The sequence below is a fragment of the Pseudomonas sp. S37 genome, assembly GCF_016658545.1.
In the GTDB taxonomy this organism is placed as follows: Bacteria; Pseudomonadota; Gammaproteobacteria; order Pseudomonadales; family Pseudomonadaceae; genus Aquipseudomonas.
This window is the reverse complement of sequence record NZ_JACVZC010000013.1, coordinates 15,532-36,067: the sequence shown is the minus strand read 5'-3', so window position 1 is coordinate 36,067 and position 20,536 is coordinate 15,532. Positions and strand designations below refer to the sequence as shown.

The 20,536-nt window shown below is 54.4% G+C and carries 18 protein-coding genes and 1 pseudogene; 5 read left to right on the top strand and 14 right to left on the bottom strand.

Going from position 1 to position 20,536, the window contains the following annotated elements; translation table 11 throughout:
• Window positions 1-24: 24 nt before the first annotated feature.
• On the bottom strand, window positions 25-1,539 hold the full coding sequence (locus IAE39_RS07335) for a peptide MFS transporter (protein WP_201200808.1): 1,515 nt from the start codon (window positions 1,537-1,539) through the stop codon (window positions 25-27).
• Between the two features lie 158 nt (window positions 1,540-1,697).
• The gene (locus IAE39_RS07330; RefSeq protein ID WP_201200806.1) at window positions 1,698-2,597 is read right to left on the bottom strand and encodes a LysR substrate-binding domain-containing protein; all 900 of its coding nucleotides are present in this window, start codon (window positions 2,595-2,597) and stop codon (window positions 1,698-1,700) included.
• A gap of 161 nt (window positions 2,598-2,758) precedes the next feature.
• Here IAE39_RS07330 and IAE39_RS07325 point away from each other — a divergent pair, with 161 nt between their 5' ends.
• A complete protein-coding gene (locus tag IAE39_RS07325) occupies window positions 2,759-3,931 on the top strand; it encodes a M20 aminoacylase family protein (RefSeq protein ID WP_201200802.1) in 1,173 nt (390 codons plus the stop codon).
• Window positions 3,932-3,988: 57 nt separating this feature from the next.
• Here the strand turns inward: IAE39_RS07325 and IAE39_RS30070 are convergent.
• From IAE39_RS30070 to IAE39_RS07310, 4 genes and pseudogenes are all read right to left on the bottom strand, one after another.
• Window positions 3,989-4,093 (bottom strand): annotated as a pseudogene (locus IAE39_RS30070) (hypothetical protein); the annotation flags it as partial.
• 44 nt (window positions 4,094-4,137) lie between these two features.
• Window positions 4,138-5,145 carry a zinc-binding alcohol dehydrogenase family protein gene (locus IAE39_RS07320; RefSeq protein WP_201200800.1) on the bottom strand — a complete coding sequence of 336 codons (1,008 nt, stop codon included), beginning with the start codon at window positions 5,143-5,145 and terminating at the stop codon, window positions 4,138-4,140.
• A 150-nt stretch (window positions 5,146-5,295) separates the two neighbouring features.
• Window positions 5,296-6,060 carry an SDR family oxidoreductase gene (locus IAE39_RS07315; protein ID WP_201200799.1) on the bottom strand — a complete coding sequence of 255 codons (765 nt, stop codon included), beginning with the start codon at window positions 6,058-6,060 and terminating at the stop codon, window positions 5,296-5,298.
• A gap of 22 nt (window positions 6,061-6,082) precedes the next feature.
• Window positions 6,083-6,880 (bottom strand): SDR family NAD(P)-dependent oxidoreductase, encoded by a 798-nt coding sequence (locus IAE39_RS07310; protein ID WP_201200798.1) that lies wholly within the window; start codon window positions 6,878-6,880, stop codon window positions 6,083-6,085.
• Between the two features lie 107 nt (window positions 6,881-6,987).
• Here IAE39_RS07310 and IAE39_RS07305 point away from each other — a divergent pair, with 107 nt between their 5' ends.
• On the top strand, window positions 6,988-7,938 hold the full coding sequence (locus tag IAE39_RS07305) for a GlxA family transcriptional regulator (protein ID WP_201200895.1): 951 nt from the start codon (window positions 6,988-6,990) through the stop codon (window positions 7,936-7,938).
• A 1,624-nt stretch (window positions 7,939-9,562) separates the two neighbouring features.
• On the opposite strand, the gene IAE39_RS07300 is transcribed toward IAE39_RS07305, so the two are convergent.
• From IAE39_RS07300 to IAE39_RS07290, 3 genes are all read right to left on the bottom strand, one after another.
• Window positions 9,563-10,381 carry an ATP-binding protein gene (locus IAE39_RS07300; protein ID WP_201200796.1) on the bottom strand — a complete coding sequence of 273 codons (819 nt, stop codon included), beginning with the start codon at window positions 10,379-10,381 and terminating at the stop codon, window positions 9,563-9,565.
• Between the two features lie 14 nt (window positions 10,382-10,395).
• Window positions 10,396-11,301, bottom strand: a complete 906-nt coding sequence (locus IAE39_RS07295; protein ID WP_201200795.1) for a TniB family NTP-binding protein — start codon at window positions 11,299-11,301, stop codon at window positions 10,396-10,398.
• A 104-nt stretch (window positions 11,302-11,405) separates the two neighbouring features.
• Window positions 11,406-13,238, bottom strand: coding sequence for a Mu transposase C-terminal domain-containing protein (locus tag IAE39_RS07290; protein ID WP_201200794.1), 1,833 nt, complete (start codon window positions 13,236-13,238; stop codon window positions 11,406-11,408).
• Window positions 13,239-13,523: 285 nt separating this feature from the next.
• Here IAE39_RS07290 and IAE39_RS07285 point away from each other — a divergent pair, with 285 nt between their 5' ends.
• A complete protein-coding gene (locus IAE39_RS07285) occupies window positions 13,524-14,312 on the top strand; it encodes a hypothetical protein (RefSeq protein ID WP_201200793.1) in 789 nt (262 codons plus the stop codon).
• On the opposite strand, the gene IAE39_RS07280 is transcribed toward IAE39_RS07285, so the two are convergent.
• From IAE39_RS07280 to IAE39_RS07265, 4 genes are all read right to left on the bottom strand, one after another.
• Window positions 14,302-14,718, bottom strand: a complete 417-nt coding sequence (locus tag IAE39_RS07280; RefSeq protein WP_201200792.1) for a DNA-binding protein — start codon at window positions 14,716-14,718, stop codon at window positions 14,302-14,304. The two genes, IAE39_RS07285 and IAE39_RS07280, sit on opposite strands and share 11 nt — an antisense overlap.
• A 372-nt stretch (window positions 14,719-15,090) precedes the next feature.
• Window positions 15,091-15,540 (bottom strand): antitoxin Xre/MbcA/ParS toxin-binding domain-containing protein, encoded by a 450-nt coding sequence (locus tag IAE39_RS07275; protein WP_201200791.1) that lies wholly within the window; start codon window positions 15,538-15,540, stop codon window positions 15,091-15,093.
• Between the two features lie 646 nt (window positions 15,541-16,186).
• Window positions 16,187-17,062: a TIR domain-containing protein gene (locus IAE39_RS07270; protein WP_201200789.1), complete on the bottom strand. Its 876-nt coding sequence runs from the start codon at window positions 17,060-17,062 to the stop codon at window positions 16,187-16,189.
• Between the two features lie 208 nt (window positions 17,063-17,270).
• Window positions 17,271-18,374 (bottom strand): site-specific integrase, encoded by a 1,104-nt coding sequence (locus tag IAE39_RS07265; RefSeq protein ID WP_236548448.1) that lies wholly within the window; start codon window positions 18,372-18,374, stop codon window positions 17,271-17,273.
• Between the two features lie 608 nt (window positions 18,375-18,982).
• Between IAE39_RS07265 and IAE39_RS07260 the strand changes: the two genes are divergently transcribed.
• The gene (locus IAE39_RS07260; RefSeq protein WP_201200785.1) at window positions 18,983-19,498 is read left to right on the top strand and encodes an MgtC/SapB family protein; all 516 of its coding nucleotides are present in this window, start codon (window positions 18,983-18,985) and stop codon (window positions 19,496-19,498) included.
• A gap of 133 nt (window positions 19,499-19,631) precedes the next feature.
• Here IAE39_RS07260 and IAE39_RS07255 read toward each other — a convergent pair whose 3' ends face one another.
• Window positions 19,632-20,132 carry a DUF4142 domain-containing protein gene (locus IAE39_RS07255; protein WP_201200783.1) on the bottom strand — a complete coding sequence of 167 codons (501 nt, stop codon included), beginning with the start codon at window positions 20,130-20,132 and terminating at the stop codon, window positions 19,632-19,634.
• A gap of 217 nt (window positions 20,133-20,349) precedes the next feature.
• Between IAE39_RS07255 and IAE39_RS07250 the strand changes: the two genes are divergently transcribed.
• Window positions 20,350-20,535, top strand: a complete 186-nt coding sequence (locus IAE39_RS07250; RefSeq protein ID WP_201200782.1) for a hypothetical protein — start codon at window positions 20,350-20,352, stop codon at window positions 20,533-20,535.
• The last annotated feature ends 1 nt before the right edge of the window (window position 20,536 follow it).

Below are 20,536 nucleotides of genomic sequence, written 5' to 3'. Positions count from 1 at the left end.
GGAAGCGGTGGTCGTCGCCGCCGGCTAGCCAGTAACTGCTGGACGCTCAATAGTAGTACTTGCTTCTTCCAGTTCTGTCGTATTGCTCTGATGAGCCAGCGACAGTCTTTTCAGCAACGGTAACAACAGTAACGCCAGCGTCATTCCCCCTAGAGCTGCCCACCCAAGCCCGTTGAACAAACGCATGTAGAGCGGTAGCGACAGGGCCGCCTGCATGCCCGCTGGCGGCAATTGCGCAAGGTTCGCCACCGCACTGCCCAGGTACTGAGCTACTCCCGCAGCCACCAGATAAGCGCCCATCATGAAGCCACTCATCCTTATTGGCACATAGCGCGAGATCATCGCCAGGCCCAGGCCACTGATCAGCAAATCGCCGAGCGCATACAGCGCATAGCTCCATACCACGAACCAGGACGACACTCTACCGTCCACCGCGAACTGCCCGCTGACCGCGAGCAGAAAGAAGCTGGCCGCGACCGCAGCGAAGCCGAGGGTGAACTTCACCGCGACCGGGGCATCGTGGCCACGGCTGGCCAGCCGGTTGTAGAGCAAGACCAGGAACGGGCCCAGGACGATGATCCAGATAGCGCTGAGCGCCTGGAACTGGGCGGCACTCCAGGTGAACAGCGTGTGGCCGAAGAAGGTGAAGCGGGGGTCGACATTGCGCAGTGCGAACAGCGTGATGGAGGTGTATTGCTGTTGGTAGAAGATGAAGAACAGGAACACCTGCAGGGTCAGTATGAGTGCTGCCAGTAGTCCGGCGCGCTCCGCTGGCGCCGCTCTGATCGTCATGTAAACAAAGATCGACAGAATGCTGAGCCCGGCGGCCCAGATGGTGAAGGTGGCCAGCAAAGTGTGTTCGAGGACCAGGGCGGTGAACAAGCACAATGCCAAAGCGCCGACCACGATGCCGGCGACGCGCTTCCAACACACCGGCTGGCTATCGGCGGGCGAGCCAATGTGTGCCAGCGTGCGGTACATCAGCAGGAAGTTGAGAATGCCGATGGCCATGCCGGCGCAACATACCGCGAAGGCTGCGCTCCAGCCCCAGTGGTCCTTGATCCAGGGCGTCGCCAGCATTGAGGCCGCCGCCCCGAGGTTGATCGCCAGGTAGTAGGTGGTGAAGGCGCTGTCGATGCGCGCCTCATCGCCTTCGTAGATGCGCCGAACCAGGCTGGCGGCATTGGCCTTGAACAGGCCATTGCCGACCACGATCACGCTCAGGGCCGCAAATAGGTAGGGCAGTTCCTGCCGGGCCAGGGCCAGCATCAGGTAGCCGCTGCACAGCACCACGGCGCCAGCGATCATGGTGCGGCGCGCGCCGAGAACCCGGTCGCCGATCCAGCCGCCGATGGCGGGGGCGGCAAACGCCAGGGCACTGAAGGCGCCCCAGGTCAGGTTGGCGCGGCTGTCCTCGAAGCCGAGTTTGTCGATCATGAACAGCACCAGCAGCGCGGCCATGCCGTAGAAGCCGAAGCGTTCCCACAGCTCGACCAGGAAGACGGTAGTGAAGGAGCGGTGTTTCGATGTCGGGCGCATGAAGGGCGGCTCTCCGATTATTGTTTTTCGAGTGATCGAGCACAGGCGCCGCTCCCGTTTGACCTTGGGCGGCGCAGGGGCAAGGCTACGATCTCCACGGCGGGTTAACGAGCCAACAAAAAGCCACGGTGTTCACCGTGGTTTGCCACCCTCGACGCTCAGGCCAGCCCGCGCCTTCTGGCAGCGTCCTGCAGGCAGTCGATCAACAGGCTGGCCGCAGGGGTGGGCGGGCTGTTGCGCCGGGTGACGATCTGCATCGATATCGGCGGGATGGTGTCTGCAAGTGGCAGCACCGACACCGAGCGTTGCCACTTGAAGTCCAGCAACTGGCGGGGCATGGCCGTGATCAGGTCGGAGCCTTGGACCAGGCCATGGGAAACGCCATAGCTCAGGCACTCGACGATACGCGTCGGTGTCGGCAGGCCCTGCCGGTGGAAGGCATCGAACAGCACCTGGGATGAGCTGTCCGGCGCCAGGTTGAGCAGCCAGTCGGCATCGACCAGTTCTGCGAGGCTGGTGGCGTGCGACAGGGGATGGCCGTGCCTGGCGACCACCACCAGCTCGCTCCGGTACAGCGGCGCGTGCTCGAATTCGTCGGCGATCGTCTCGGCTCCCATCGCCAACACGGCAAAATCAAGTGTGCCGTCGTGCAGTTTCCGTAACGCGGTACCCGGGAAGCCTTCGCTGATGTTGACCCGTGCGCCAGGAAAGCGACGGCGGAAGGCGGCAAAGGCCTCCGGCAGGATGGTCAGGGCCGTGGCCGGGGTGATGGCGGCCGCCAGCGAGCCGACGGCCCCGTCGCGTGCTTGCTCGACATCTTCGCGGGCGCGCTGCATCTCGGCAACGATGAGCCGGGCGCGGACGTTGAGCTGCTGTCCGATGGCAGTCAGTTGCACGCCCCGGGTGGTGCGCACGATCAACGACACGCCCAGGACGTGCTCGAGTTCCTTGATGGCTTTGGTCAGCGCAGCAGGCGACAGGTGCAGATGCCGTGCTGCTGCACGAATGCTGCCTTCCTCGACGATGGTGACGAAGGCTTTGAGCTGGTGGTATTTCATGGACGATCCGTGGCCTGGACGGGGGAGCGGATTATCTGTGCTGTGCGGGTGGCTGCCCAGCGGCAATCGTCGGTGAACACCAACACCATTCATTGGCTTATGAGTTGCCGCCATGGGGGATAGGCTCCGCTCACACAAGAACCCGCCCATGAGGAAACACCATGTCCCCCGTCTTGCCCGACATCGCTGCCATTGCGCCAGAGTCGATCGAGCTGCGCAGACGCATCCATGCGTACCCTGAACTTGCCTTTGAAGAAACCGTGACCAGTGACCTGGTAGCCGAGTGCCTGGCGGCATGGGGGTACGAGGTCCATCGAGGCCTCGGCGGCACTGGCGTGGTCGGCGTGTTGCGCTCCGGCAACGGCACCCGCAGCGTCGGCCTGCGTGCGGACATGGACGCCTTGCCACTCACCGAGCACACCGGCCTGCCTTATGCGAGCGTGAATGCGGGGAAGATGCATGCCTGCGGGCATGACGGTCATACCGCCATGTTGCTCTGCGCGGCTCGCCACCTGGCGCAGACCCGTGCCTTCAACGGCACCCTGAACCTGATCTTCCAGCCGGCCGAGGAAGGCTTTGGCGGTGCCAAGGCGATGATGGATGACGGCCTGTTCGACAGATTCCCCTGCGATGCCGTGTTCGCCCTGCACAACATGCCCGGCATCGCCGCCGGTGACATGGCCTTCTGCGTGGGTCCGATGACGGCATCTTCGGACAACGTGACGATTACTTTGCGCGGCGTGGGCGGGCATGGCGCATTTCCCCACCGCGCCCGCGACCCGATGCCTGCGGCGGGCGCCATCATGCTTGCGCTGCAGACGATCGTCGGGCGTGATGTCGATTCGCTCGATGCTGCGGTGATATCGGTGGGCAGCGTGCATGCCGGCGAGGCGTTCAACATCATTCCGGAAAGCGTCGAGATGAGGCTGTCGGTGCGTACGCTGGATGTCAAGGTGCGGCAGTTGGTCGAGCAGCGTATCCGGGCACTGGTGGTCGGCCAGGCGGAAAGCTTTGGGCTGCATGCCGAAATTCATTACGACCGGGGTTACCCGGTATTGGTCAACGATCGGCACATGACCGAGTTCGCCACGGCAGTCGCATTCGATCTGCTGGGCGAGGCGCGTGTGCTGGCGCAATCCAGGCCGGTGATGGGCAGCGAGGACTTTGCCTACATGCTGGAACAGGTGCCCGGCTGCTATGCCTACATCGGCAATGGTATTGGCAGCCGGGGAGGGTGCATGGTGCATAATCCGGAGTATGACTTCAACGACGACATTCTTGCGGTCGGTGCCAGCTTCTGGGTGCGGCTGACGCAAGCCTGGCTGGACGGGTAATTTGCGCGCTACCGGATACTCAGGCCAAAAAAAGAAGGGTGCCTATTTTGGGCACCCGAAGAGAGTTTCATCGATCACGTCGTGGCCGATGTTGATGATCAGGTCGGCGGCCTCGACAGCGCGGTGAACGAAATCACCGGAGGACAGCGCGGCATACTCAAGCGCAAGCGGCTGATTATCTCTGAGCAACAAGTCTGGAGCTGCGATCAGAAGCCTTCCAGGACAATCTTGCCCCGCGCTTTTCCGCTTTCGATCAGGGCATGAGCACGCTTGAGGTTTTCGGCGCAAATCGTCCCGAAGTGCTGGCCCATCGTCGTCCTGAGAATTCCGTCATCAACCAGCTTCGACACCCTATCAAGCAGGTGGTGTTGCTTGATCATGTCCTCGGTCTTGTACAGCGAGCGTGTGAACATGAGTTCCCAGTGCAGGGACAGCGATTTTCGCTTCAGCGGCATGACATCGAGCTGCGCTGGATCATCGATTAGTGCGAGCTTGCCTTGGGGCCGAAGCACTTCAACAAGCTGAGGAAGGTAGGTGTCGGTGTGCGTCAAACTGATCACATAATCGACCGGATTCAGCTTCAATTCCTGCAGCTGAAGAGGGATCGAGACCGTGTGGTCGATGACATGGTGGGCTCCCAGCTCCTTGGCCCACGCTTGAGTCTCAGGCCTGGAAGCGGTACCGATGACGGTGAGCTGAGTCAGCTTCCTGGCTAGCTGAACCAGGATCGAACCCACACCACCTGCAGCACCGACTACAAGAAGGCTTTGACCCTCGCCACCATTCTCTTCAACGCCCAAACGATCGAACAGCAATTCCCAGGCAGTGATGGACGTGAGTGGCAGGGCTACGGCACTGGCATTATCCAAACTGCGAGGCTTGTGCCCAACGATGCGCTCGTCCACAACGTGACGCTCGCTGTAGCTGCCAGCACGATCAATGGCGCCAGCGTAGAACACCTCATCACCAGGCTGGAACAGTGTCACTTCCGAGCCAATCTCGCGGACGACTCCAACAGCATCCCACCCTAAGACCTGTGGCTGATCACCGCCGCGGCTGGCGCGAATCTTCGTATCGACCGGGTTGACGGCAACGGCGCGGACTTCGACGAGCAGATCACGGGCACCGGGTTCTGGCTCAGGTATTTCTGCGTCATACAGCGATTGCGCGTCTTGAATAGGTAATCCGGGTTGGGTGTAAACGACAGCCTTCATGGTGCTACCTCTATGAGATTCAAAGTGGGCGTAGGCTATTCGCTTCGATTCACTCGAAAAACAGCCTGAATGCAGTAAGACTTTCTCGCTTGCAATGAAAGTAGCATGAGGCACTGGTGACCAGATCCAGACACCCCATAGTCCGTCAGGTCAGGCAACCGGGATCGGGTTCTCGACCACGGACTGATTGAACTGGTTGATCAGTTCATGCTCGTTGGCCCCTTGGTTCGCACGCAGCGGCAGGACGCGGTCTACCAAGACTTCGGTCGTAGCGGTTTCAAGCTTGGCCAGCGTTTCCTGGATGAAGTCATCCAGCGGCATTGCACGGTCGTCACCGCTTTTGTGGATCAGATCGGTATCGACCCAGGGTGGGGCGATCTCCAAGACCTTGACGCTCGTGTCACGCAGGGTGAAGCGCTGCGAAAGGGAGTAGGAGTGGATGGCTGCCTTGGTAGCCGAATACAGTGCGGTGGCTGCCAGTGGCAGGTAGGCCAGCACCGAGCTGTTGTTGATGATGTATGCGTCCGGCTGGCGCTTGAGATGCTCAATGAAGGCGGCACTGACTCGTACTGGGCCGAGTAAATTAGTCTCCAGCAGGCTTACCGCCTGGGCATCGTCGTAATCACCGGATGCTGGGTTATCGAAGGGCATGATCCCGGCGTTGTTGATGATCACATTCAGCGAAGGGTGGCGTTGGATAACCTTCTGGGCCACCTGTGCAATTTGCTGGGGGTCGTTGATATCCAGTCTTACCGTGTCGATGCCAGGGTACGCATGAGCGATCTCGTCCAGCAGTGCCTGCCGGCGGCCTGCAACGATCACCTTGTTGCCACGCTGGTGAAAGGCTTCGGCAAGGGCGCGGCCAATGCCTGAAGTACCACCTGTGATAAAAATGGTGTTGGCGGTCAGTTTCATGAATGGTGTCCTTAGCGAATAGTCAGTTGGCGCTGTAACGCGGAGCGAGTTGGCTCTTGGAAAGCTGGCCGAACAGGGCTTGCCGGCTGGCTTCGTAACGCTCGAAAGCCTGCAGGTCATGCAACGACGGTAGGGAGATCAATACGTCCTGGTCGAAGTCCTGCAAGGCGCCAGTCACCAGATCCTGGGCCGACATCACGATGCCGGGGTCAAGGTTCTCGAGGGGTAAGCCGCCGATCTGCCAGAGGTCGGTTGCAGTGGCGCCAGGCAGTACCGCCTGGATCTTGATGCCCTTGTCCGCAAGTTCTTTGTGCAGGGAGTGGGTAAAGGCGGTGACATACGCCTTGCTGGCGCCGTAAACGCCATTGAGCATCTCTGGCGCGAGGCTCACGACGGACGAAATATTGATGACGGCGCCACGCTGGCGAGCAACGAACCCTGGGATGGCAGCGTAGGCAAGGCGGGTGAGGGCGGTGATGTTGAGATTGATCATCTCAGCCATGCGCTCCACATCGCTATCCAGCAAGCTGGTATGAGTACCAACACCTGCGTTGTTGACCAGCATTGTGATGCTGGCGTCTTCCTGCAGCTTGCGCTCCACTTGGCGCAGGCCCTCGGCATCAGCCAAGTCAGCTGCGAACACCTCCACAGCCTGTTGGGTCTCGGTAGTGAGCCGACCGGCTAAGGCGTTGAGTCGCTCACGGTTGCGAGCAACCAGCACCAGGTCGTAGCCGCGACGTGCAAGCTGCTCTGCATAGATCGAACCGATCCCTGTGGAAGCGCCCGTGATGAGCGCGGTGCCTCTGAATGCGTGCGTCATGGTCATGCTCCAGCGTTTGATGTGGAATCATGATGCGGGAAGGTCCTCTTGTCTTAAACGACGCTTATGCTACGTTTTTAGGACATCGCATATTGGAGCTTCAAACCATGCACCGGGTCGGCTACCTCATCACTGAAGGTTTCCAGGTCATGTCACTGGCGACTCAGGCTGTATTCGAGTTCGCGAATATTGTTGCCGGCGAAACGGCTTACAAGATCCAGAACTTTTCCATTGAGGGCGGCACCGTCCGTTCATCTCTCGGGATGTACATGGATACGCTACCCTTGGGTGCTCCAGGCTTGGCCGATACCTGGATGATCACGGGGACATTGACGCCTCTGATACCGCCAAATGAAGACGTGTTGGCGAGCGTGCGTGGCTTTGTCGATGGAGCGAGACGCACGGCAGGCCTATGCACGGGTTGCTTCGTGCTGGCGCAGGCAGGTGTGCTCGATAACCGGAGGGCAACGACGCATTGGGCCTATGCGAACAAGCTTCGCGAGTTGCACCCAAAGATCGAAGTTGAAGAAGACCGGATCTTCATCGTGGACGGGCCCATATGGACGTCTGCAGGTATGACCGCTGCACTGGACATGGCGCTGGCCATGGTCGAGAAGGATCTGGGCACCGATATGGCACGGTCAGTGGCGCGTAAGCTGGTCATGCATCAGCGCCGCTCCGGTGGACAATCACAGCACTCCGAGCTGCTGTCGCTTTCACCAAAATCTGATCGCATCCAGATGGCTCTGGATTACGCCCGTAAGTACCTTAACCGCCCACTCAGTGTGGACGAACTTGCTGAGGTCGTTCATCTGAGCCCCAGGCAATTCACCCGCGTATTCACCGCCGAGACTGGGCAATCACCGGCGAAGGCCGTGGAAAGCCTGCGCCTCGAAGCTGCCAGATTGATGATTGAGCAGAGTCGGCACAGCCTGGATGTAGTAGCCCGGGAGACAGGCTTCAGGGATCGCCGGCACCTGCGAGAAGTGTTTATCCGCGGATTTGGCGTACCGCCTCAAGCCGTGCGAAGGGATGCACGGCGGGTCGTATCCGCCTGACTGTGCCGTTCCAGCTGCCGTCGCAATCACAGTGAGTGCCTCGAGGGAAAGCGAAGGGTAGAGATCACGCAGACTGTGACCATCAGAGCAAAAGTGGAAATCCCCAAGTCATTGATTTTAAGACTTTTTTCACCGATTAACTGTTAATTAGTGGAAAATTTTTCTTTAAATCGGGAGAAATTCCACCCATTAACGGCTATTGACGCCTCGTTCTTCTCCACTTGCGCCTATTGTTGGAGTGTCGGTATCTGACATTTTTTATTGTGCTGTCTAAGAATGCTTAATACAAACCTTTCTAAATGAATGAGCTTTAAGTTGCGGTCCAGTAGTAAGCGCAGATAGTAAAGAGGTAAGCGCTGTAAAGATTCGCTCAAGTCCAGGTCATCAATAAATGGAATCGGTTTTTGTTGTATGTGTTTGGTTGGCGCTGCTGTGATCCCACAGTATGAAAACCATTGGAAAGTTAATGAGTTGGCTGATATTGACGGGTCGCGGATTATCGAGAAGTCGCTACGCAGAAAAAGTTTTATTTTGTATGACAAGTCGTGAATGGTTTCGCGTCGCGTGATGCCAGCAGCAATTATTGTTCCTAGGCACACATCACTGCAAATTATTATTTGCGGGGTAAGCGTGGCCATTTTGAATTGGTCGTAGACCGGGAAACCTAGGTCTAAACAATTGATTCGAATATGTGTAAGTCTAACATTTGTCATGATGGAACCCTCGAAGAAAACGCTGATAAGAACTACAATTCAGTATTTCGGAGTAACTGTGCAATCTTGCTGTGACGGCTGGATTAACCTCGCTCATTACCAATCTACTCAAGCTACCGATTGATTCGGGTGTAATTGGGTAGTGGTAGCCGAAACCGGAAATTTGGGACGTAATAGGAGCGATTGATATTTGCGAAGCGTCCGATGAGATGGCGTGATACATAATAATTGCACACGCGCGCTCCAGCGCGTTGCTGATCACTGCACCCGTTTGAAAGCTGGACTGCCAACTGAATGGCTGCCATCGGCTATTACGGGACCTCGGGGCACTCATATAAAAAGACGCGATGCCTCCGGAATCGGACTGTGCATGAAGGAATAATTCAAGTAGGAACCTGAAAGAACTGAATCGCTTCTGGGCGGCAGCGGGACATTCGAAATGCATTGTTTCAATCAAGTCTTCATATATTTTCCTAGCGGTGCAAGCAATCATCTGAAGTATGCTTTCTGGGAGGGTAGTGCGCAGCGAACTGGGCTTCTGTACTAGGAAGTTCATTAAGTCGCTGTTCCTGGCTGGGAAAGAATCCAGTAATTTATTATGTGATTTACAAAAGGGCTGAGCCACTTGACGCCAGGCTTTCATAAACCTCAAAGCGTGATATTCCTTCAATGATGACGCCAAGCACTGCATGCAAACAAAATCGGAAACGGTGTGAGGGATTATCCAGCAGTCATTCGGCTTAATCCTGTCGTAAACAGGCGCAGAACCTGATTGAGTGTAAGCGTGATCGAAATCGGGGTCGCCTTCGAGTGTGTAATCTTTGATTTCATCGTAGAAAGTTTGAGCCGCCGGGGCGTCTAAGACACCTCTCATTACCAATGAAGAAAAAGATTCATCGTCACATAGCGATTTAACAGAAGATCCTGGCATTGTCTTCAATCAACTCCTTTAGTTTTTTTGTGGCAAAAAATAATGTCATATCTGACTGCTGATTTAGCATTAGATTTATGACGAGTTGCCGCAAGTGACGGATCAAGTTTCCAGTGTTGCCATGGGAATGTTGATAGAGCTGGCTCTGAAATACTTGCAGCTCCATGTTCAGACCATATTTTGTCAGTGCCAGATCGGAAATTTGACTCAGGTAGAGGTCGAATGAAGGGCCTGGTGACCACTCATCTATATAGACTGATTTGTAGTTCGGGGCGCTAGATAACCATGTAGGTGTACGGCGACCTGGATTGCCGAAAATTATCGATGTTTGCGGCATTGCATTTGCCAAATTAGTCCACTGGGCTAAATGCTTGGATTTGTCTTTGTTTCCAATAACTCCATTAAGAAAATCATCCAAAATAATAACCTCAGGTTCAGCCATAGCCAAAAGCTTGGTGATGTAAAGAGGCAGATCGTATGATGAGGCGAGTCGCGCACTGTCGGCCGGTCTGAAGCCATAATGGTGGAGCAGCAATTGATACGGTGAGTAGAGGGCAAGATCTTGACGTTGCAATACTACAACACCTGTGCTCGTTAATTTGAATTGCTTAGCTGTTCGGGACATTACTGTCGAAATTCCGCTTCCAGATTTGCCGCACACTACAAGAGGCATGCGTTGGCGGCGCTCACTCTGAGACTTATGATGCGATTGGATTTCGTCGATGCACTTCGTTACTTGCGGGGTTAAAAACTGCATGTCGTCATGGATCGACCGGGTCAGCAAGCTTAATTCATTCATAAAATTTCCCGAGCTCAATGAGATTTCATTAGCGAAACTCCATAGTGTGGAGCAAGCCGGTGCACATGCTCTATGATTTCTGCGCTAATTTGTTCTTCACCAGTACGTATTGCTTCCGCAGCCGCAACCTGAATAATTTTCGCAACATTGTCCATAATTCCTGAGGATGTTTTTAGTATCATCCGCGCGATTACCTCATCCCATATCCGTGATTGATTTTTTAGCGGTAAAGTGCGTTCATAAGCAAGCAGGAAGGAACGGAAGTTTTCGTCGAGCTCCCACTTTGCGAGAGGCCACTGTAGATAACGTCTCTCCAGTTGGGCGTCGAGTCGGAGTGCTTCGCTGGCTTTTTCTGTACCAGACGCAATCACGCTCAGATTGAATTGCTCTCCAGAAAGATTTTTAAGTAGCGATAAATTTGCGCGTTGTTGAAAAGGGGTCAGCGTGAGCGCGTCATGAATTTCGTCAATAACGATACCTTTGATATTGTTATGCGCGACTGTGCGTGCGAACTCCTTCGAGGCATTAAAACCACTAAATTTTTTGGTTAGCGGGATCCCGAAGGCCTCAAGCAATAGCTCGCGAAAGTTGTAGTTCTCTGGTGTCTGCCGCATACTCATGAAAACAAGCTTATTGGTTTGCTCAACGTTTCTTTCCTTGATTTTCCTGATCAGGCTGGTTTTGCCATATCCGCCTTCACCCCATATCAGCATGCAGGGTGCTTGCACTTTGTTTTTTGACTGAAGCATGTAGTCTATTGATTTGAGAATCGAGTCTGCGATTGGATAGTCGAGAAATACATCTTCTAAACAGATCGCCATTCGCTGCTCAGGTTCAAGTAGCAGCAAAGGCCTGCGCGACTCCCTTACATGTGCACCTGAAAAATTATTGCTAGTTTGATTTGCGAATGTTTCAGTCATATCGAATTCCTTCTTGATTGAATGTGTAAACACGCCATGGGTCGCTTACAACAAAGACAATCTAAAGTTAGAAACCACACGTATATTTGCTCGGCTCGAGTTGATCAGTCTGTCAAGTCGTACAGCGTTGGGGGCAATGAAAAGTTTACGTTGCGATGGGCAGTGGCTTGCGGATTTTCGATCGAGTCAGGAAAATGAGATTTAGGCAAACCGGATTTTATTGCGCGGTTGTGCTGACGCCTAGCTTCATCTGCATTGTTCATCACGCTGGCAGCACGAGTGCGTTTACGGCTATTTTTAACCAGGTCATTATTCTTCAAGACCTGGCGAAGAGCATCCGGATCAGTGATGGTGCCAGGCGGAGCAGACTTGTTAAATTTACGGTTGCACCTATAGCTTTCATAGTTTATGAAATCATGCTCGCCGGTTATTTTGGGTACTTGGACATAGTTATCGCCGACTTTAGCCCAGATCTGTTCTAGGTTGTAGGGGTCGAACTTGATAGTGATTTTTCCCCGACCTTGAACTTGGTTGATACCCTGCGAGTGGTACCTATTGCCATTAACATGGATGCCACTATTGTGCACCGGTCTCTGTAGTTCCGGCATAAAGTCGATGAAAAACTGCTTAGGATTAGTAATCAGTTGTGGAGTTGTTCCTTTAGAGATGAAATACTCATTCCAGGCGTCTTTAGGCGATTTCTTTAGCGCTGAGTGCACCGTTCCATGATAAATCATTACCTGGCCAGCGAACCACGTGACAAACTCGCTGAAGGTCAACGAAGATAGTTTTTCGCTGTTGTAATCGCCGCGTTGTTGTGGATTCGAATATGTTGTACCAGGAAGGAAATGTACTGCAGTAGTCATGAACGTACCGATCAAGCGCTCGATGTGTCCTCCCATATGCTTTTTATACGGCTTCCTATACTCTGGTTTAACGTTATACTTGCTCATGGCTGCACGCAATGTCAGAGATCTGAATTCTTTGGCATTGTCCATGAGCACTATTTGGGGAAGCCCGTAATAAGGATACTCCACATAATCCAGATCGCTAACAAAGTAACCCATCTTTTTCGGAAGCGCGGCCATCCCTAAACTTTGCTGTACCGAAATCAAGGACGGCGGGAACATTGAGATGTAGTAGCCGAGAATAACACGGCTATATATGTCAATGATTAGCGTTACCCACGGGCGGCCGACAATTATGTTTCTGTCGTGCTCGGCACGCAAAAGCAGATCCACCATTGTATGATCCGTTTGAGCGATACTTAGTGGGGCACTTGCTTCAACGATTCCAGGCCTTGGCTCAAATTTTTGGCGTGCTGCATCTTGTCCGTTTTTTTTGAGCTCTCTTTCTTTTTGGTCGTGCATTTTGATTAATCGGCTAACGGTTCCAAGACTTGGGCATTGCAGCCCTTCCTTGAAGCACTGCGCTTGGACCTGTCTCCAAACTGCTGAATAACTTGCTGCTGGCCCGTTGTAGTGTGTATCAAAGCATTCGTCCACGATATCGGATATATGCTTGCTAATTCGGGTAGAGCCGATTTTTGGTCCAGCGGTTTGGCGTACTATGCTAGATGGACCAAAGTCTTCGCTATAGTTTTTGTTGAGTTTGTAAAATTGGCTTTTCTTAATACCGAGCAACTCGCCGCTTTGTTTAACGTTTAATTCGCCTCTTCTATACTTCATGATCACTTCTGCTCGCTCAGCAGCTTGCACTAAGGACTGTGCTATAGCAGGATCTGTCGGGTCTAGTCGGAAGCTCTCAGATTGTTTAGATGATTTCGGAATCACTCTGATATCACCTACATTCACTGTATATAACAAACCCGACTCGTGCTCTCTCACCTTCAGATTTTCAGAGTCGATCAGTTCAGAAATAACAGCAATCACGCCATTTACGATTACATACTCACCAATTTCCAGAATCTGATCCATTGCTCAATTCTCTTATCTCTCCACCTGGCAAGCTCCGCAGATCCGCATTTGATTACGAATAGCGGTACACTGAAGCCGATGTGTACCATTCTAGGGGGGCAGGAATTGAGTAGTCACGAGGCAAAAAAACTGAATTTACGAACAAAAGAAATGTTAAAAATCAAGGCTATACAAGGTTCGGCATGCCGCGCATTGAGAATCGGTGTGAACCGTATCACCCCGATTTAGGAGTACGATGTGGCGCGACCACGTAAGCAGCCCGTTGATTACCTAAGGGTGAAGGCGATGGCCCTGACCATTGCAGACGAGGCGAGGATTGCTCGCACTGGCTACGCAATGGCGAGGTGGTTTGAGCAAATCCACGGTATGGAATCAGGATCTCTGGACCCAAAACCATGGAGATTGTTTTTGAGAGGGCATCAGCCTCAACACAGCACATTCAACCAGCTACTGCTAGTATGCCCTCAAGCATCTGATGTGTATCACCATCCACTGTGGAAACTTCTAAAGGAAGACTGCGACTACTCAACAAGAATTGATGTGCTCAATCGCTACGGAGCGGCATCTCGGCTGAGTAGTTATTACTCGCTCAAGGAACTGCAAAAACATAAAAGTTTCGATAGGCTAGCGATATTTATTGCGAGCACTTGTACCGCCATTGACTTACGAGGCGGTCAAGTTTATCAGGATTTTTTAGATGTGGTTGCTCAACTACTTATTGAGCGAAAGTGGACTATCCTGCAGGAGGAATTTTCAAGTGTGGTCTTCGGCGCTGTAGAGGCAGCAGGGTGTGTTTTTTTTGATTCCGCGTGCTATGAAGTACGTGGGGTAATCAAATTTTGGGAGGCTGTTTATGAAGGGTATTACAGTCCCGGTGGGAGAGATTATTCAGATGTATGGCTAACGTGGCGTTACGTCATTAGAGAAATGAACTGGCTAGAGCGAATAAATCTGGCAAAGCATTTAAGGGGTAGAGCGGATGGAGGGAGCGCCGAGAATATCGATGGGGAGAAACAGCTAAAACGTATACAGAGAAAGGTGTACAGGTGTTGTCCGCGCATCATTACAATTTAATGGATGCGCGCAGTGCCTCTAACGCTTGCTTTTGAGATGAGCGTAAAGCTTCGTTGTTGGATTGACATATGGCCAGTTCGGTTTTTAAATGCTGTATAGTTAAGCACAGTCTGTTGACAATCACTCGGGCCTCTCCCAGCGATTCAATACTTTCGACGATTGCAGAAGGCTCTTCTATTGAAAGGCTGGCAGTTGCTAATGAGCCATCAGCACCTGCAGGTAGAGTAATTGAAAGATTGGCAGATTTATTTTGCTCGCTAAGTGTTCGCACCATCCGTAAGATGGTCGTCTTGGATCCTTGATTTCCCAGTTCGGCCCTAATGGAATTGAGGGTTGGTTTCATTCCTTTAGTCTTTAAGCGCTGAATTGCTCGTGCGACATCCATTTCGGTTATTTTGCTTTTCATTACTTTGACTTCCGAAGTATGCGACCCAAAGTATTATGCCCAAACGTCTTTTTTAAGTCAATGCCAGAAGATTTAATAAAGCTTCGTCACGTAGTGAAGATGCAGGGCTTGTGAGTTACTCTAACCAGTCACAAGTGCAAGTGTGGTTTGATATAGTATAGGATTTTTTTGATCAAGGCTTGCTATCACATTGGTGTTAATGTAGTTGCTTTTTTGACTTTTGGTGGCATGTTGCAGCGATCGCCGAATCAATTTATTTATACGCTCCGTATAATGCAACTTGTAGCGGGCGTTAAACGGTTAGCACTCGGAATGTCTCATTATAATATTTGCTTGGGATGGACACGAGATAGGGTGCTTGTGTGCCAAATGCTATTGGTAAATCCCGTACTTTACGCGCTGTAGATACGTTTCGATCAAGCGGTATGCATAGGGATTATGTATCACGTCAAGTGGCACATCGCCACCTAGGAAGCGGCACGGTAATCTCATCCATTGTTCAGCGAGTTGGGGCGTACCAAAAACATTCAGGGATAACTCAAAAATCTTGGCGTACATAAAGGCCACAGCGCTCTGCTGGGAATTCAGGCGTACTGGGAGACGCCCGGCGCGGAGCTTGGCAGAAGTAGGCTTGCCTAAAATTCGGCGCAATGTTGAGCCGCACGAGCGTGGTGTAATCTCTAACAACATCTGTTGAACGTCCAACAATGTGAATCCTGCGTTAATATGGTGATAAATCAGCACGGGGCTCAGTTCACCAATATTGGCTTGGATCAAGTATTCCGTTGCCCTGCGGGTGCCACTTTCACGAATCGGAACCATTGAATGTACTCCATTGGCATTCCACCAGCACTTTGCGCTGTCGCTCAAGGGTACATCTTACACGTGGTCCTGAGGGTTGACACCCGTTGACCATTGCCAACGTATTGAGACCGAGTCTGACGTTGCCGATACGCGTGATCGCCGGCGGATCGATCAGCATTTTGAGCGTCGTCTGCCGCCTGACGCGTTGCCACGTTACTTGAGGACCGCAACTGGCTAGTCCATAGCTCCAATGCAGATAGCAAAATGACGTCGCCACCTACCTTGCGCTGCACCAAAAGCTGGAATTCATCTCGGGGGAGGACGGGCAGTTATTGAAAGAAATCTCGGCGTTCTCGGAAAATCGTGCGGCGTCAAGGTGTGCCGCTAGAAACCCTGGAGGCCAAAATCGCTGAAAGCCTCAAAGAACGGCAGAGCTAGTTGAGGGGGATTGGGCGCAGAGCGCGCCTGAGCCGAAGACTGAGCTTGTGAGAGCCCAATCGGTGGAAATGCTGGCGGATACGAAAAAAGCCCGCTTTTAGGGCGGGCTTTCAGGCGTCTCCAAGGGGAGGCGATTTGCCAACAAAGTCTCGGAGCCAATGTCGCTAGATTACACCCCACCGCCACCTTTGTCAGCCCGGTTGAGGTCAGGGCTTCAGCCTGCTGCCTAGCAGCGCATTACTTTATTCCAATCAATTTCGTAGCCGGCGCCCTGTAGCTCCCGGCTCAAGGCTTGCTTCCAACCCTCGTCGCTCATCGAAGTCCAGACTACGCCTGCGAAGTCGCTGGGTATTTCCACTTGGTCACGCTTGAGTGCACAGACCCTGTCACGCCCCAGGTAGCCCAGGAAATAGCCAAGTTCCAACAGGACGTTCTGTCTGGCGCGTGGCTCTAATTCTCCGCCCTTTACGCAGCCTTGGTCGTCAGGCGTGAGCAGCACCACCGCAAATCCTACGTCTCGGTGTCCTTCAATCTTCTCGATTACGGTCCGACCACGATTGGCCTGTTCATGGAGAATGACGGGCTCGAGTCCAAGCTTTTCAAGGAATCGAGCCACCGACTCACGAGCACCCTCGTCATGGCCGTGGACAACAAATACTCGATCTGACTGGACAAGCTTATCCTCACGACCCGAGGCTCTCTGCGTATCCTCCGCTGCTGGGAGATCAGCCAAATCCTCCTTCAAGCTTTTCTGTGCCTGTTCAAGCAGCGCGATGGAGTTCAGTACCCTGCGTTGAATTGGTCCGTGATAGTCGACCGTGTGCCCGGTGGTGAAAACCATGGGGTAATACGTGAGGTCGGTGGCGGCCGCATAGGTGCGGTAGGTACTGGTGTCCTCGCCGAAACAGCGGGTCAGACTGTCCTTGATGGCAACCTCCATAGCCTTTAGCTCGGGTGTATTGCCATCCCGGACGGTACCAAGGTCAAAGGCGTGAAGCTCTGCAATTCTTTCGGATAACCGGGCAATACCACGGTCGATCTCTTGCGACGTCAGTTTTAACTTCGGCTGTGGAGGGACAACAGGGGAGGATTTTCGGGCCATGGTCTACGCGTTCCTTGGTGGCGGTAGGCCATTATTGCTGATTTGAGATGCCGCTTCATCCACTGCTACTTACGTCGGGCGAACGCTCCGGGCTGGCTTCGCCGAGCTGCACCTTGATGCTTAGGAGGCGATGTTGAAATCAGTTGGTGGCGTGGTGTGGACTGCACACCGTACTTGTTCACGCATCTGGCGGGCGCCTCCCTGCGCGCTAGGAGGGATTCGCTGTCGGCTGAAGGTCACTTGGCGCGTTCTCGTTTGACGATTCCATTGAAAGGAGTTGGCTGGCACGACTGCCCAGTAACGACCCCGCCTGGAAATAGCCCATTACGGTACTGACGCTACGGTGCTCAGTCATCGCCATTACCTCGCCGAGAGGCACCCCCTGGCGTCCTGCCTCGGTGACGAAGCCCGAGCGCAGGCTGTGCGCTGCCCAGTCGCCGTCGAGGCCGGCTAGTGCCGCACGGCGTTTGACAATGCGCGCGACCTGGTCACCGGACAGACCAGCAGACGCGACCCGCCCCCCTTTGTACAAGCGGCGAAACAGCGGGCCCTCGCTGGCCGGTGCTACAGCGAGCCAGGCGTTCAGCGCCTGAGCCGCCGGTCCCTGCAGCGGCTTTTCCCGCCGCACGCCGCTACTATCGGTTTTGGTTGCCCCAAGTGCATATAGCCAGGTGTCGGCGTCCAGACGGCGAAGGTCTTCGATCTGCAAACCCACGATTTCCGAGCGGCGCCGGCCACCGCCGCTCCAGGCCATTAATAGCAGGGCGCGATCGCGCGTACCACGCACGCCGTCAGTGCAGGTGGCAAGCATCGCCTGCAGCGGCTCCAACACTACTGCAGTTTTCTTCCGCACGGATACGCCTTGGCGCGCTTGGGCCTTGCGTGCCTCGCGAAGAAGCGTCTTCACCGCAGGAGCCTCACTTGGGTTATCCCAGCGTCGCAGGCGATGCCATTTAGCCAAAACTGCCAAGCGATGGCTAACTGTGCTGAACGACAGTGGCCCCGGCTTGCCCTTGATCTTGGCTTCCACCAACGCGGCATCGACGGCCGGCGGCAGCAGGTGCGTCCAGTTACCAGATGTATCGGGCCTGGCCAAATGGTCGACGATGAATTGCACGGTGACCTCGGGTGGCAACGCGCTGTCGCCGAGCGAGCGGCGATAACGTAACCGCAACCACGCGGACCAGTAGGTGAGGGCGCTCTGATAGCTGCGCACCGTATTGGCCGCAGTGCCTGCCGCGATGAATGCCTCGGCCGCGGCGCGGGTGCTGTCGGCTAACTCCGCCAGCACCAACGGCTGGGAGGAGAGCATTTGTACCGGCTCTGTCAATTTCATCTCGCTCAATGCTGCGATAGGTTCGGATAACCTGTGACTTATCAGACCCAAATATACTCAGGTGCAGATTATAAAAGTAAGGGTTTAACAGCTCGTGAAGCTCCTGTACGCGGTCGTCATGCTAAAGAAGGGGCCAAATAATTTGAGGCGCCTTGTTAGATCTAGGACGCAGTGACGGATTACGTCACGTCGGTTCTGGTCACTGCGAGAATAAAAAATGCTGATGCCTGAGCAGAAACCACTGGCGGTGCGGCGGGAGGTAGGAACTCGCCGAAGAACACCTGGACAGGGCTCTAGGGCGGCATTTCTGGTTTCAATAAATGGAAAATACACCCCCAAAAATACCCGCGATACCCCCAACAGAATGCGCGATCGAGAATGGCGATTTCTGACAGCTGTCAAAGTCAGCCCAGACGACATGCACTCTACCTGCCAGGCAATCCGATGCAGCAACCTTGCAGTACTTGCAGTCATACGGTTTAACCGTCCTCGGAAGCCGCTGTCATGCCGATCAAGATCGAACCAGCGCGAGCCTGCGAAGAGCGCCGCACCAGCAGACAACCTCATCAGGCCAGTTCCTGTCAATGGACATGATCTGGCAAACAATCCAGGCCGAATTTGCCGACATTGGCGATGAGCGCGAGATCGTTCGAATCCTAGTACGTCTGGTGATGGCTGCCGTACTGGGCGCAGTGCTGGGCTTCGAGCGCGAGCACAAAGGCAAGTCCGCCGGGCTACGCACGCACATGCTCGTTTCGCTGGGGGCGGCGCTGTTCGTGCTGGCACCGAGCATGGCAGGTGCCGATGCGCAGGCACTGAGCAGGGTGATTCAGGGCATCGTTGCCGGTATCGGCTTTCTGGGCGCGGGCACCATCCTCAAAGGCAATGGCCAGGACACCAGTCATGTCAAGGGCCTGACCACAGCCGCGGGGCTATGGATGACGGCGGCCATTGGTACGGCAGCGGGGATGGGACGCGAAGCCACGGCGCTGGTCAGTACGGTGTTGGCGCTATTGGTGCTGGGCACGATGCCCTTGCTGGTGGACAAGGTCGAAGGGCAGGGCACAGAGAAACAGCAGCAGAAGGGCGGGAAGCGCTGAAGGGCGTGGGCCGCCCGTCAAAGCGTGTCGGCTTTTGGTCAGACCGACTCGGAGCCATTCATGGGCGCTCGCTTCCAGGTAACTTAAGACAGGGCCGCAAGACGGCCCTTGGGATCGCGCGGGGACGAGTCGATTACTTGCCGTGGGTGGCTTGCAGCGCCTTGGCCTGCTCCAGATGGTGTTGCAGCGTTGGCAACTTTTCGCTGGCGAAGGCCTTCATCTCTGGCTTGTCCGAGGAGGCGGCCTCTTTCTTGAACAATTCCACGGCTTTTTCGTGCGCTTCGACCTGGTTATTGACATACGACCGGTCGAACGACTCCTCGCGCCATTCGAGGATCATCTTCTTCGCCTTGTCACTCAGCGCCGCTTCGTCGGGCACGCTGATGTCCAGCTTGCGGGCGATATCGCCGAGTTCCTGGTTGGCTTTGGAATGGTCTGTGACCATTTGCTGGGCGAATTGCTTGATGTCTGCGCTCTGGCTCTTTTCCTGCGCCAGGTTACCGGTGACCACTTCGGCGATACCGGCTTCAGTGGCCGCATCGATGAAATCGTCCGAAGACGCGGCCTGTACCTGCAGCGAAGCCAGGCCCATCAACAGGGCAACCCCGGCGATTTTCAATAATGGTGTGTTCATCTGACGCTCCTTCGCTTGGTGGCTGCGACCTCTAAGTCGCACCCGGTCGAGCCGTGGGAGCAGGAGGAGGTTTAGTTTTTTTTGAATAAGGGGCCACCGTAAAGGCGCAACGGGCGTTTTCGGGCACCGCTCATCCGCTATGTCGAAATCAGAACGAATTCACCGGTACCGGTCGGACTCGTTGGTGTAGGTCTTCACGAAAACGAGAGCCCATCAGATGAAAAACAACCTGTTTGTCGCGCTGCTGTTGACTGCCAGTTTCTCGCTGCTCGGAGGTTGTTTCGACCGCGACAAGGATCACCCCGCCAAGGATGCTGACCCAAGTAAACCCTCGCTTCAGATGCAGCAACCTACCCCTCCCGCAACCACTCCTCCACCTGAGACCAAACCGCAGAATCAATGAG